The organism is Serratia grimesii (genome assembly GCF_900186025.1).
In the GTDB taxonomy this organism is placed as follows: domain Bacteria; phylum Pseudomonadota; class Gammaproteobacteria; order Enterobacterales; family Enterobacteriaceae; genus Serratia; species Serratia grimesii.
The window spans coordinates 4,426,627-4,439,708 of the sequence record NZ_LT883155.1; the positions used below are offsets into that span (position 1 = coordinate 4,426,627).

Genomic DNA, 13,082 nt, shown 5'->3' on the forward strand with positions numbered 1-13,082 from the left:
AGGGAGTAAACATGGACATTACCGCAACCGCTAACGCGCTGTTGCCGCTGCTTGGCGGCAAAGAGAATATCGCCAGCGCCGCCCATTGCGCCACACGCTTGCGCCTGGTGCTGATCGATGACAGCAAGATGGACAAGATCGCGATCGGTAAGCTTGAAGGTGTGAAAGGTTGCTTCAGTAACGCCGGGCAGATCCAGGTGATTTTCGGCACTGGACTGGTCAACAAGGTACATGCAGAATTCATCAAGGCAGCTGGCATCAACGAATCCAGCAAGTCTGAAGCCGCCGACATCGCGGCTAAAAAGCTTAATCCACTGCAACGTATCGCTCGCCTGCTGTCTAACATCTTTGTCCCGATCATCCCAGCTATCGTCGCCTCCGGCCTATTAATGGGCCTGCTTGGCATGGTGAAAACCTACGGCTGGGCCGATGCAAACAGTGCCGTGTTCGTGATGCTGGACATGTTCAGCTCAGCGGCATTTATTATTTTACCGATCCTGATCGGCTTTACCGCCGCACGTGAATTTGGTGGTAATCCCTATCTGGGTGCGACACTCGGCGGTATTTTGACTCATCCGGCGCTGACCAATGCCTGGGGCGTCGCCAGTGGTTTCCACACCATGGATTTCTTCGGGTTGGAGATCGCCATGATCGGTTATCAGGGCACGGTGTTCCCGGTGCTGCTGACGGTGTGGTTTATGAGCATGTTGGAAAAACAACTGCGCAGAGTGATCCCCAACGCGCTGGATCTGATCCTGACACCGTTCCTGACGGTGGTGATCTCCGGTTTCGTCGCCATGCTGTTTATCGGCCCGGCCGGCCGCGCGCTGGGTGACGGTATCTCCCTGGTACTCAGCACGCTGATCACCCATGCCGGTTGGTTTGCCGGCTTGCTGTTCGGTGGCCTGTATTCCGCTATCGTCATCACCGGAATTCATCACAGTTTCCATGCCGTTGAAGCTGGGCTACTCGGTAACCCCAATATTGGCGTTAACTTCCTGCTGCCGATCTGGTCTATGGCCAATATTGCTCAGGGGGGTGCCTGTCTGGCCGTGTATTTCAAAACCCGTGATGCCAAGATCAAAGCCATCGCCGTCCCCTCGGCCTTTTCCGCCATGCTTGGCATTACCGAAGCCGCACTGTTCGGCATCAACCTGCGTTTTGTGAAACCCTTCCTGGCGGCGCTGGCAGGCGGTGCGCTCGGTGGAGCCTGGGTCGTGGCCAATCATGTCGGTATGAACGCGGTCGGGCTAACGGCAATCCCAGGGATGGCGATCGTGCAGGCCAGTTCACTGGTCAGCTATATCATTGGTCTGGTGATCGCCTTCGGCAGCGCTTTCATTCTCTCGTTGTTGCTGAAATACAAAACGGACAGTGAATAATGGAAGAACAACATTTAATGAAACAGGCCATTAAGGCCTTGATGAGCGGAATACCAAAAGCACTGAGCGATCCACACCGACCGGCGTGGCATCTGGCACCAAGCGTCGGCCTGCTTAACGATCCCAATGGGTTCATTCAGCATAACGGCGTCTATCACCTGTTCTATCAGTGGAATCCGCTGGGCTGCGAACATCGCAACAAATGCTGGGGTCACTGGCAATCGACGGATCTGATCAATTGGCAGCATCAGCCGATAGCATTGGTCCCCGGCGCCTGTTACGACAGCCACGGCTGTTATTCAGGCTCAGCGGTCGTAGCGGACGAAAAAATCATGTTGGTATATACCGGCAACGTAAAATACCCCGATGGCTCTCGCACCGCTTACCAGTGCCTGGCGCAAGAGAATACGCAAGGCGGCTATGACAAACTCGGCCCAGTGTTGCCACTACCGGCAGGCTATACCGGCCATGTCCGCGATCCGAAAGTCTGGCACCATCAGAACGCGTGGTACATGGTGCTCGGTGCGCGTGATCTGCAAGATCGTGGCAAAGTGCTGTTGCTGCGTTCCGACGATCTACGTAACTGGCAGTTTCTGGGTGAGATTGCCGGTTCACAGCTAAATGGCATCGGCGATTTCGGTTATATGTGGGAATGCCCGGATCTGTTCACGCTGGATGGCGTTGAGGTGTTGATCTGCTGCCCACAAGGGCTTGAAGCGCAGGCCGAGCGTTACCTCAACGTTTATCAGGCAGGTTACCTGATAGGTAAACTGGATTATCAGCAGGCAGCGTTTAAACATGATGCATTTCACGAATTGGATGCCGGGTTCGAATTCTATGCACCACAGACCACCCAGGCCGAAGATGGCCGCCGGTTACTGGTCGGCTGGATGGGCGTGCCAGAACAGGACGAGGATTATCATCCGACACGGCAATATGGCTGGATCCACATCATGACTTGCCCGCGTGAACTGTCACTGCATAACGGCAAACTTTACCAACAGCCGGCACGCGAACTGCAACAGCTGCGAGGCGAAAGCCGACAATGGCAAGGTGTCGCCGACAATGCACCGTGCTGGCCCATCGATAGCGCGGAACTGCTGCTGACGCCAGGGGGGAAATTCAATGCAAACTTCGGCGACGCAATGACACTGGACTGGGACGGAGGCTTGTTGCGGCTGACACGCAACAACCTGCGTAGCGGGCAACCTGAACACCGCTATTGGCGCGGTAATCTGGCCCACTTGCAGATACTATTCGATCGTTCCAGCGTGGAGATCTTTATCAACCACGGCGAAGTGGTCATGAGTGCGCGCTACTTCCCTGGCCCACAACCTCTGTTGCAACTGCGTGGTGAAGCACACCTGGCGCTCGAACACTGGTCGCTGACGCCATGCATGCTAGAATGACGCATCCTTCGATGAACTCAGATGCCGTCAGTGAAAAAAAATAAACGCATAACCATCAGTGATATTGCCGCACTGGCAGGCGTGTCTAAATCGACCGCCAGTCTGGTGCTCAATGGCCGTAGCAAGGAGTATCGGGTGTCTGATGACACCCGCGATCGTATCTTGGCGTTAGCCGCTGAACACCACTACCAACCCAGCTTCCACGCCCGCTCGCTGCGCTCTTCTCGTAGCCATACGTTGGGACTGATTGTGCCGGAAATGACCAACTACGGTTTTGCGGTAATTTCACGCGAGCTGGAAACCCTGTGTCGCGAGGCCGGTTTACAGTTGCTGATCGCCTGTACCGATGAGAACCCGGCGCAGGAAATGATGGCCGTGAACAGTCTGGTACAACGTCAGGTCGATGGTCTGATTGTCGCTTCCAGCCAGCTCAACGATGCAGAATACCAAAAGATCAACGCCGGCCTGCCTGTAGTACAGATGGACCGTCTGATTACTGGCTCCGATCTGCCTCTGGTGATCACCGACTCGCTCACCTCAACCGCCACGCTGGTGGAAAACATCGCGCGCCAACATCCGGACGAATTCTACTTCCTTGGCGGCCAACCCCGCATTTCACCCACACGTGATCGACTGGCAGGTTTTCAGCTCGGTCTGGAACGCGCCGGGGTTATCTGTAAACCGGAATGGATCATCAACGGTAATTACCACCCCAGCTCCGGTTACGAAATGTTTGCTCAGCTGTGCGCGCAGCTAGGTAGGCCGCCAAAAGCGTTATTTACCGCCGCCTGTGGCCTGCTGGAAGGGGTACTGCGTTACCTGAACCAGCACCAGCTAATGGAAAGCGATCTGCATCTGTGTAGCTTCGACGATCACTACCTGTTCGACGGCCTCACGTTGAAAATCGATACCGTGGCGCAGGACTGCCGTGCTTTGGCACAACACAGTTTCGACATGGTCAGCACACTGATTGACGAGCGGCCATTAGAGCAGAATGCGCTCTACCTGCCGGGCAGCATCCACTGGCGACATGCCGGTTCTAAAGCACTGCTCGACCAGCACTAGGTTTTTCTTTTTCCCGGTTAAGGAGCTCATCATGAGTCGTGAGATTAATAAAGACACCCAACTGTGCATGTCGCTGGCCGGACGCCCAGGTAACTTCGGGACCCGCTTCCACAACTACCTGTACCAGGAACTGGATCTCAACTTTATCTACAAGGCTTTCACCACCCAAGATATTAAAGCCGCAGTCGGTGGCGTACGTGCACTGGGTATCCGCGGTTGCGCAGTATCGATGCCATTCAAAGAGAGCTGCATTCCTTTCCTGGACGAGTTGGATGCTTCCGCCACGGCAATTGAATCAGTCAATACCATCGTCAATGACAACGGTTTTCTGCGGGCTTACAACACCGATTATATCGCCATCGCCAAACTACTGGCGCAGCACCAGATCCCAGCAGAAACCTCCTTTGCGCTGCGCGGCAGCGGTGGTATGGCGAAAGCGGTCACCGCCGCACTGCGTGACGCCGGTTTTAAATATGGCCATATCATTGCCCGTAACCCACAAGCGGGCCAGGCGCTGGCAAATGCCTATGGCTATCAATGGCTGGCAGACGTCGGTGATTTAAACGTAGAAATGGTGATCAACGTAACGCCAATCGGAATGGCCGGGGGAACAGAAGCCGATCAACTGGCCTTTGCTCCCGCGACTATCGATGCAGCGAAAATTGTCTTCGACGTGGTGGCGCTACCAGCGGAAACACCGCTGGTTCGTTACGGACGCGAGCACGGTAAACAAGTGATTACCGGTGCAGAAGTGATTGCGCTGCAAGCGCTGGAACAGTTTGTGCTCTACACCGGCGTACGTCCTACCGATGAGCAAATCGCCCGTGCTGCGGCACATGCTCGCGGCTAAATACTTTTGAACTCTTGACGTAAAAAAGGGCGCCTGAGCGCCCTTTTCTTCTTTGGTGATGTCAGTCCGCTACTTGGCGGCACCTTCCATTCCCACCAGCCCCACTTTCAGGTAACCGGCTTTACGCAGCGTATCCATTACGCTCATCAGCGTTTCGTAGTCCACGCTCTTATCCGCCTGGAAGAAGATGGTGGTCTCTTTGTTCGCCTGCGTCCGCTGGTCCAGCACTGACGTCAGTTGGTCGGCACTGACCGCCTGTTCGCCAACATAGAGCTGTTTGTCCGCTTTCACCGACAAGAACACCGGTTTTTCCGGGCGCGGTTGCGGTTTGGCGGAAGAAGCCGGGAGATCGACACGGATATCTACCGTTGCCAGCGGCGCGGCCACCATAAAGATGATCAACAGCACCAACATGACGTCGATAAACGGCGTCACGTTGATTTCATGCAGTTCGCCGCTGTCGTCCAGATCTTCATTTAAGCGCATCGCCATAACTCACCCCACCCGCAGTTGCTGTGAATGCTGTGAACGTTTGGCTTGTGCCGTGGCGGCCAGATCCAAATCGCGACCCAGCAGTAACAGAACCTGCGCCGCCACGTCACCCACCTGGGCACGATGACCGCTGATCACACGGGCAAAGATGTTATAAATCACTACCGCAGGAATTGCTGCGACCAGCCCCAGTGCGGTTGCCAGCAGCGCTTCTGCGATACCTGGTGCCACGACGGCCAGGTTGGTGGTCTGCGAATGGGCGATGCCGATAAAGCTGTTCATAATGCCCCAGACGGTACCGAACAGACCAACAAACGGCGAGATGGCGCCAATGGTTGCCAGGAAGCCGTTACCACGGCCCATGTTACGGCTGTAGCCCGCGACACGACGCTCCAGACGGAAACCGGTACGCTCCTTGATGCCATTGTTGTCGTTAGACTCTGCCGACAGCTCCAGTTCGTTCTGCGCATCGCTGAGTAATACGGAACTGATACTCTCGTCAGAGAAGTTCTGCGCCAGCTCAGAGGCTTCATCCAGCGAACGTACATTGGCCAGCGCCAGTTGTTCGCGACGCAGACGGCGTTTGGCGCGGAACAGTTCGCTGCCTTTAGAGAACAAGATGGTCCAGGTGACGATAGACGCCAGCACCAAACCGATCATCACGATTTTTACCACGATGTCGGCATGTTGGTACATGCCCCAAACGGACAGGTCCATACCGCGGGTTTCCGGCGGCTGGATGGTCGGTTGTGGATTCACCGGCGTGACATTTTCCGGCGCGGCTGCAACAACAGGCGCAGCGGCCGGTGTAACGCTTTCGGTAACGGCTGGATTAGCCGCCGGTGCTGCCTGAGCGCTACCGGCCAGGCCCACCACTAATACCATTGAAGCTAACAGACCACGGCCGAACGCCTGGCCCCATTGCGCCCGGCCCTGACCGAACGATCCTTGATTTAAATTCTTGCCAGCCGTTTTCACGCTGTGCCTCCACCCGTTACCGATCAAAATTGAGGAATAATTCAGCGTGCGATCATATCAAACCACTCAGGGATTGATAGTAGTTCTCATTATTATTTACCAAATAATCGGTAAAATTACCGTCGCAGCCTCCACAAGGCTTTTCAGCTAACCCATTCGCTGCCTGTTCGGCCCTATAAGCACCTTTTATAAGGTTTTTCGTCACTTTTACGGCACAGAGATGCAACAACGTCATCGTTTTATCGCATTTAGTCGTCACATAACGGATTTACCGATAAACCCGCTTGCTAATCGCCTCCCCGCAGAAGGATGACGTGCAGGAACAGCATCAGACAGAGGATTGCATTCGTTTCTGCATTTGGCAGTTAAAACGTCTGGATGGCTATTAAATGTCATGCTAACGTAAGGGCTATCGTAAATGGCCCGTGAAGATTCAATAAAGGTGAGCCAGCTCCTATGACGTCAAAAAACATCGAAACCACCCTGATAGGCGCCGGGCGCAGCAAGCGCTATACACAGGGCTCAGTCAATCCCGTCACCCAGCGCGCTTCTTCACTGGTCTTTGATTCCGTCGCCGCCAAAAAGCACGCTACTGCCAAACGCGCCCAGGGTGAACTGTTTTATGGCCGACGTGGCACTCTGACGCATTTCGCGTTGCAAGATGCGATGGTCGAACTGGAAGGTGGAGCGGGTTGCGTGCTTTATCCTTGCGGTGCAGCGGCGGTTTCCAACGCCATTTTGTCCTTTGTCAGCGCTGGCGATCACCTGCTGATGACCGGTTCTGTCTATGAACCCACGCAGGATTTTTGCACCCATATCCTGAGCCGTATGAACGTAACGACGACCTACTTCGATCCATTAATAGGCGCCGATATCGCCGGGTTGATTCAGCCCAATACGCGCGTGGTGTTCCTCGAATCGCCCGGTTCAATCACCATGGAAGTGCAAGACATACCCGCCATGGTACAGGCCATCCGCGCCGTCGCGCCCGACGTGGTGATCATGATCGATAACACCTGGGCCGCCGGTGTACTGTTCAAGGCGCTGGACTTCGACATCGATATTTCGATTCAGGCCGGCACCAAATACATTATTGGTCATTCCGATTACATGCTCGGTACTGCCGTAGCGAACCAACGCTGTTGGGATCAATTGCGTGAGTACTCTTATTTGATGGGCCAAATGGTGGATGCTGATACCGCTTATATGGCCAGTCGCGGGCTGCGTACGTTGGGTGTGCGTCTGAAGCAACATCAACAGAGCAGCATTGAAGTCGCTAACTGGTTAATCGAAAGGCCCGAGGTTGCCGTGGTCAATCACCCAGCGCTACCCAGTTGCAAGGGCCATGAGTTTTACCGTCGTGATTTCAGCGGTTGCAACGGTCTGTTCTCTTTTGTGCTGAAACAACGTCTCAGTGACGTGCAGTTGGCCAATTACCTGGACAACTTTAGTCACTTCAGCATGGCTTATTCCTGGGGAGGCTATGAGTCGCTGATCCTGGCCAACCAACCAGAGGAATTAGAAGCGATCCGCCCGGCGGGTGGCGTCGATTTCTCCGGAACGCTGGTACGCCTGCATATTGGCCTGGAAAACGTGCAGGATCTGATCGCCGATCTCGCCGCCGGGTTCGAGCGTATTACTAACGCGCACTGATACATCACCTGTTACAGCGGTAACTTTATTCGCCTCGTTTAATGTGTGCTTAAGCTATTAGCGGTACACTAGGCGGGTAACTGTCAGATACGGTCAACACCGCATCCTGGAGTACGTGGCTCCAGGCGCAACCGGCATGCAACAGGATATATAATGGATGTATTACGAGAGATTGTTCATGCGCTTTGGCAGCAGGACTTTATAGCCCTTGCCGATCCAAGCGTCATTTGGGTGGTTTATGCGGTACTTTTCACCACTCTATTTTTAGAAAACGGATTACTGCCAGCCTCCTTCTTGCCCGGCGACAGCTTGCTGCTGCTATCCGGCGCATTGATCGCCAAGGGCGTGATGGCCTTTGTTCCTACGCTGATCATTTTGACCGTCGCCGCCAGCCTTGGTTGCTGGTTGAGCTACCTGCAAGGTCGCTGGCTGGGCCACACTAATCTGGTAAAAGGTTGGCTCCTGCAACTGCCTGCCCAATATCACCAACGGGCGCACAACCTGTTTAATCGTCATGGCCTGATGGCACTGGTGATCGGCCGTTTCCTTGGTTTTGTCCGTACCTTGCTGCCAACCATGGCCGGCATTTCTGGCTTGAACAGCACACGTTTTCAATTTTTTAACTGGCTGAGCGCAGTGATTTGGGTTGGCGCAGTGGTCGGCCTTGGCTACGCCTTCAGTCAAATCCCGTTAGTGAAACGCTACGAAAGTCAGGTAATGACCGGGCTGATGATTCTGCCGCTGGTTCTGCTACTGGCTGGCCTGCTGGGCGCCATGGTGGTTATCTGGCGCAAGAAACGCGCAGCTTCTTCCTGATACGCTTACGGGCGGCATTAGCCGCCCCTACAAAGCTTTTTCGACCAGCGCCAGGCTCGGGGGCAACTTGCTCACCAGCGTATCCACCGCCAGCCGTACCTTCAACGACAAATGTGGCGTTTGCGGCCATACTGCGTGAGCTTCAAATGACATGCCGGGCCGCTCACTCATCAGCCTGACCAATTCCCCTTTCAACAACGATTCCCGTACCAGCCAACAAGGCAACCAGGAAATGCCAAACCCAGCCACCGTGGCGTCCGCCATCGCCTGCAGGTCATCCATCTGCAACCGCTTGTTCGGCACTACTTCCTGTACGTTGCCGTCGCTATCCGGGATCAGCCAGTTATGCACCACACCGGCACGCATGTAAGTCACCGCGTCATGCTGAGTCAATTGTTCAAGGCTTGTCGGTTCGCCATGCTGTTGTAGATAAACCGGCGCAGCGCATAACGTCATACGGTGATCGCCAATATGCCGCGCCACCAACCCACTGCTGCTAACCAGCGTTCCATTGCGGATCGCCAGATCAAAACCATCCTCAATCAAATCCACCACGCGGTCGTTGAACGACAGTTCCAGCTCCAGCCCCGGGTGCTCACGCGCCAGACCGGTCAACAGCGGCGCAATGCACATGCGGCCAAACAGCACCGGCATCGACACCCTCAGCCTGCCGCTGACCTGCTGTTTGCCCGACTCCAGCAGTGTTTCTGCGGTGCGAATCTCCTCAAGCGCCCGTAAGCAACGTTCATAAAACAGAGCGCCGTCGTCGGTCAGACTTAAACTGCGCGTAGTTCGGTGGAACAGGCGCACAGCCAATCGCTGCTCCAGACGGGCAATGGTTTTCCCCACCGCCGAACGTGAAAGGTGCAGCCGGCTGGCTGCCAGCGCGAAGCTGCCCGCCTCCACGGCGGTGACAAACACCGAAATACCGTTCAATCGGTCGGTCATGATTTGTAGCCTTTAGAGAAACAATCAAAGGAAATCTTATCGCCACTGGCGAACCTCAATCAACGATAATATCCACAGGTCTGTTTATCACTGACTTTGGAGTCAATCATGGCCGAAACAATGCAACGCTGGACAATGGATGCCCTCGGGCGTCAGCACCTGAAACTAAGTGAAAGTGCCATTCCACAACCGGGGCCACATGAGATTAGAGTGAAAGTGAACGCGGTATCACTTAATTACCGCGATAAGTTGATGATCGAAACCGGCATGGGGCTGGAGCTGCCACAGCCGTTTATTCCAGCCTCCGACATGGCCGGTGAAGTCGACGCAATTGGCGCCGATGTCAGCCGTTTCCGGCCAGGCGAGCGGGTAATTTCCACCTTTAGCCCCGGTTGGATAGATGGCAGACAGAAGCCGTATGGTAATGCGCGCACCCCGCCTTACCATACACTGGGCGGTTTTTATCAGGGCATGTTGGCGGGATATGTGGTGCTGCATGAGGACTGGCTGGTGGCCGCCCCCACCTCGTTGGACGACGCGCAGGCCAGCACCCTGCCTTGCGCCGGGCTAACCGCCTGGTTCGCATTGGTGGAACAGGGTCACCTGTTCTCTGGCCAATCCGTGCTGGTACAGGGTACCGGCGGCGTGGCGCTGTTCGCACTGCAAATCGCCAAACTGCACGGGGCCAAGGTGTATATCACTTCCAGCAGCGACGAAAAACTGGCACGGGCTAAGGTGTTGGGGGCCGACTACGGCATTAATCGCCTGGATGGCGATTGGGTAGAGACGGTGTATCGGTTAACACAGGATCAGGGTATTGACCATGTGATCGACACCGTTGGCGGCCCTAACCTCGGCAATTCGGTCCGCGCCGTCGCCGTGCAGGGACGCATCTCGGTGATCGGTGCGCTGGAAGGCTTTGAGGTCTCGGCCCCTGCCGGACCGTTGCTGCTAAAATCGCCGGTGATCCAGGGGATTGGTGTCGGCCACCGCCGCGCACTGGAAGATCTGGTGCGGGCGGTGGATGCCAATGGCTTGCAACCGGTGATTGATCAACGCTATCGCTTTGACCAACTGCAGCAGGCACTCGATCATCTCGATCGCGGGGCGTTTGGCAAAATTGTACTGACGCGCTGAATTGCCGCCCCGGCTGCGGGATTAGCCCTCCATCATTAAAGGAGGATTATCACGCAGTCGGGCCACTTCGTCGCTTGGCGTCACGCCAAAGAAGCGTTTGAATTCGCGACTGAACTGCGAAGCACTCTCATAGCCGACGCGGATCGCTGCGGTGCTGGCCTTCAGGCCGTCGTGGACCATCAGCAAACGCGCCTTGTGCAGCCGATAGGATTTCACATACTGCAACGGCGAGGTATTGGTCACCGCCTTAAAGTTATGGTGAAACGCCGAAATACTCATGTTCACTTCACCCGCCAACTGCTCAACGTTGAGGCTGTCGGCATATTGGTTCTCGATGCGCCGCAGCGCCTTGGCTATTTGGCTGAAGTGGGTATGGCGATTGACCAGTTCCTGCAACGATGTCCCGCAGCTGCCGCGCAACACGTGATACAGAATTTCGCGCACAATCTGCGGCCCCAGTACCCGCGCATCGAGCGGTTTGGCCATCACGTCCAGCAGGCGTTCGGTGGCGCACAGGAGCTCTTCCGATAATTCAGCCAGGTTCACCCCACTGCTCTCTCGGCGCGGTTTCATCAGATAGTCATCGTCGCCGATGTCGATCAGTAAATCCTGCAACATCTGACTATCGATATTCACCGACAGCCCCACCAGCGGCAACTCTGGGCTGGCAAAGGTTTCACACTCGAAAGGCAATGGCACCGTCATCAGCAGGTAATTACGCGGATCGTATTGGAATACCCGATTACCGCAGTAACCAACCTTGTGGCCCTGGAAAATGATCACGACGCCGGGTTCGTACATCACCGGCTGACGCGGACAGTGGCGGTCGACATAGAGGATTTTCACCAGTGGTACCGGCGAGGGCGTATAACCGTTGCTCTCGGCAAAACAGGCCGCTTGGCGCGCCATACGACCGCGCAGTTCATCGATTTCACTCACGGAAACACCCTCTTACACTAAGAACAATTCGGCATAAATAATAGTTTAAAACTCTACTTTTCTACAACGTTTTGTAGGAATAGGCAAGACTCGGGCAGGAATGAGCATTGTGCTACGGGGCCAGGTTACTGACAATACACCCCAGATATTTTGCGCTATCCGGCGCTTGCCTTATGCAGAAGAGAAATCAGCCATGCAAAACTTTATTCTTCATACCCCAACCAAAATCCTGTTCGGCCAAGACCAAATCGCAGGTCTGGCGCAACAAATTCCTGCCGATGCTCGCATTCTGATCACCTACGGTGGTGGCAGCGTGAAGAAAAACGGCGTATTGGATCAGGTTTATGCCGCGCTGGCAGGCCGAAATGTACTGGAGTTCTCCGGTATTGAGCCTAACCCAACCTACGAGACGCTGATGAAAGCGGTCGACGTCGTGCGTGCAGAAAACATCGACTTCCTGCTGGCTGTTGGCGGCGGTTCCGTCGTGGACGGCACCAAGTTCATCGCTGCTGCAGCCCGCTACACCGCAGATAACGATGCATGGCACATCCTGAAAACCGTCGGCAGCGAGATCAAAGACGCGGTGCCTATGGGTTGCGTACTGACATTGCCAGCCACCGGTTCTGAATCCAATAGCGGTGCAGTTATCACCCGTAAAAGCAGTGGCGATAAGCAGCATTTCTTCTCACCACACGTACAGCCCCTGTTCGCCGTACTGGATCCGGTAGTGACCTATTCATTGCCAGCGCGCCAAATCGCCAACGGCGTGGTTGATGCCTTTATCCATACCATTGAGCAATACCTGACTTACCCGGTTGATGCCAAGGTGCAAGATCGCTTTGCCGAAGGCCTGCTGCTGACCTTGCTGGAAGATGGTCCACGTGCGCTGGCTGAGCCAGAAAACTATGGGGTGCGCGCCAACGTGATGTGGAGTGCCACCATGGCGTTGAACGGTTTGATCGGCGCGGGCGTGCCGCAGGATTGGGCAACCCATATGCTGGGTCACGAACTGACCGCCATGCACGGTCTGGATCATGCCCAAACACTGGCGATTGTCCTGCCGGCGTTGTTGATCGAGAAAAAAGCACAAAAACGCGAAAAACTGCTGCAATATGCTGATCGCGTTTGGGGCTTGCGTGATGGTAGCGAAGACAGCCGCATTGACGGCGCCATTGCCGCCACCCGCGCCTTCTTCGAGCAAATGGGCGTTCCAACCCGCATGGCTGATTACCAGCTCGACGGCAGCTCGATCCCAGCACTGCTTGATAAGCTGCACCAGCACGGTATGACCGCGCTCGGCGAGCACCAAGATATTACTTTGGAAGTGAGCCGACGCATTTATGAAGCGGCACGTTAATCGCAAACCCGCGATTTACTGCTAGGCTTTAGTTTCTGTTTGTCATTTCTGCCCCT

General features: G+C 55.2%; 12 protein-coding genes. 8 read left to right on the forward strand and 4 right to left on the reverse strand.

Annotation, left to right across the window (positions count from 1 at the left end; translation table 11 throughout):
• Positions 1–11: 11 nt before the first annotated feature.
• The 4 genes from SGBXF1_RS20670 to SGBXF1_RS20685 are packed head-to-tail and all read left to right on the forward strand — an operon-like array spanning position 12 to position 4,706.
• Positions 12–1,382: a sucrose-specific PTS transporter subunit IIBC gene (locus SGBXF1_RS20670; RefSeq protein ID WP_186427471.1), complete on the forward strand. Its 1,371-nt coding sequence runs from the start codon at positions 12–14 to the stop codon at positions 1,380–1,382.
• Positions 1,382–2,791 (forward strand): glycoside hydrolase family 32 protein, encoded by a 1,410-nt coding sequence (locus tag SGBXF1_RS20675; protein ID WP_186427472.1) that lies wholly within the window; start codon positions 1,382–1,384, stop codon positions 2,789–2,791. Before SGBXF1_RS20670 ends, SGBXF1_RS20675 begins: the two co-directional genes overlap by 1 nt.
• A gap of 21 nt (positions 2,792–2,812) precedes the next feature.
• Complete coding sequence (locus tag SGBXF1_RS20680) at positions 2,813–3,856, forward strand: LacI family DNA-binding transcriptional regulator (protein ID WP_186427473.1); 1,044 nt, start codon at positions 2,813–2,815, stop codon at positions 3,854–3,856.
• 31 nt (positions 3,857–3,887) lie between these two features.
• Positions 3,888–4,706, forward strand: a complete 819-nt coding sequence (locus SGBXF1_RS20685; protein ID WP_061807890.1) for a shikimate 5-dehydrogenase — start codon at positions 3,888–3,890, stop codon at positions 4,704–4,706.
• Positions 4,707–4,775: 69 nt separating this feature from the next.
• On the opposite strand, the gene exbD is transcribed toward SGBXF1_RS20685, so the two are convergent.
• Together exbD and exbB are read right to left on the reverse strand one after the other, a co-directional pair.
• Positions 4,776–5,198 (reverse strand): TonB system transport protein ExbD, encoded by a 423-nt coding sequence (gene exbD / locus SGBXF1_RS20690; RefSeq protein WP_037416623.1) that lies wholly within the window; start codon positions 5,196–5,198, stop codon positions 4,776–4,778.
• A 3-nt stretch (positions 5,199–5,201) separates the two neighbouring features.
• Complete coding sequence (gene exbB / locus SGBXF1_RS20695; protein ID WP_073963463.1) at positions 5,202–6,176, reverse strand: tol-pal system-associated acyl-CoA thioesterase; 975 nt, start codon at positions 6,174–6,176, stop codon at positions 5,202–5,204.
• A 456-nt stretch (positions 6,177–6,632) separates the two neighbouring features.
• On the opposite strand from exbB, the gene metC reads away from it, so the two are divergent.
• The gene (gene metC / locus SGBXF1_RS20700) at positions 6,633–7,829 is read left to right on the forward strand and encodes a cystathionine beta-lyase (protein WP_186427474.1); all 1,197 of its coding nucleotides are present in this window, start codon (positions 6,633–6,635) and stop codon (positions 7,827–7,829) included.
• A 153-nt stretch (positions 7,830–7,982) separates the two neighbouring features.
• Positions 7,983–8,645: a DedA family protein gene (locus tag SGBXF1_RS20705; protein WP_037416618.1), complete on the forward strand. Its 663-nt coding sequence runs from the start codon at positions 7,983–7,985 to the stop codon at positions 8,643–8,645.
• Between the two features lie 27 nt (positions 8,646–8,672).
• On the opposite strand, the gene SGBXF1_RS20710 is transcribed toward SGBXF1_RS20705, so the two are convergent.
• Complete coding sequence (locus tag SGBXF1_RS20710; protein WP_186427475.1) at positions 8,673–9,593, reverse strand: LysR family transcriptional regulator; 921 nt, start codon at positions 9,591–9,593, stop codon at positions 8,673–8,675.
• Positions 9,594–9,701: 108 nt separating this feature from the next.
• Here SGBXF1_RS20710 and SGBXF1_RS20715 point away from each other — a divergent pair, with 108 nt between their 5' ends.
• Entirely contained in the window at positions 9,702–10,730 is a 1,029-nt protein-coding gene (locus SGBXF1_RS20715) for a zinc-dependent alcohol dehydrogenase family protein (RefSeq protein ID WP_061807888.1), read from the forward strand.
• 21 nt (positions 10,731–10,751) lie between these two features.
• Here the strand turns inward: SGBXF1_RS20715 and SGBXF1_RS20720 are convergent, their stop codons facing one another.
• Positions 10,752–11,639, reverse strand: a complete 888-nt coding sequence (locus SGBXF1_RS20720; RefSeq protein WP_370452817.1) for an AraC family transcriptional regulator — start codon at positions 11,637–11,639, stop codon at positions 10,752–10,754.
• 223 nt (positions 11,640–11,862) lie between these two features.
• Here SGBXF1_RS20720 and yqhD point away from each other — a divergent pair, with 223 nt between their 5' ends.
• Positions 11,863–13,026 (forward strand): alcohol dehydrogenase, encoded by a 1,164-nt coding sequence (gene yqhD / locus SGBXF1_RS20725; protein ID WP_037416609.1) that lies wholly within the window; start codon positions 11,863–11,865, stop codon positions 13,024–13,026.
• The last annotated feature ends 56 nt before the right edge of the window (positions 13,027–13,082 follow it).

Coding starts and splice junctions, on each gene's coding strand:
- SGBXF1_RS20670 (WP_186427471.1), top strand. CDS start 12: ATGGACATTACCGCAACCGCTAACGCGCTGTTGCCGCTGCTTGGCGGC.
- SGBXF1_RS20675 (WP_186427472.1), top strand. CDS start 1,382: ATGGAAGAACAACATTTAATGAAACAGGCCATTAAGGCCTTGATGAGC.
- SGBXF1_RS20680 (WP_186427473.1), top strand. CDS start 2,813: ATGCCGTCAGTGAAAAAAAATAAACGCATAACCATCAGTGATATTGCC.
- SGBXF1_RS20685 (WP_061807890.1), top strand. CDS start 3,888: ATGAGTCGTGAGATTAATAAAGACACCCAACTGTGCATGTCGCTGGCC.
- exbD (WP_037416623.1), bottom strand. CDS start 5,198: ATGGCGATGCGCTTAAATGAAGATCTGGACGACAGCGGCGAACTGCAT.
- metC (WP_186427474.1), top strand. CDS start 6,633: ATGACGTCAAAAAACATCGAAACCACCCTGATAGGCGCCGGGCGCAGC.
- SGBXF1_RS20705 (WP_037416618.1), top strand. CDS start 7,983: ATGGATGTATTACGAGAGATTGTTCATGCGCTTTGGCAGCAGGACTTT.
- SGBXF1_RS20710 (WP_186427475.1), bottom strand. CDS start 9,593: ATGACCGACCGATTGAACGGTATTTCGGTGTTTGTCACCGCCGTGGAG.
- SGBXF1_RS20715 (WP_061807888.1), top strand. CDS start 9,702: ATGGCCGAAACAATGCAACGCTGGACAATGGATGCCCTCGGGCGTCAG.
- SGBXF1_RS20720 (WP_370452817.1), bottom strand. CDS start 11,639: ATGGCGCGCCAAGCGGCCTGTTTTGCCGAGAGCAACGGTTATACGCCC.
- yqhD (WP_037416609.1), top strand. CDS start 11,863: ATGCAAAACTTTATTCTTCATACCCCAACCAAAATCCTGTTCGGCCAA.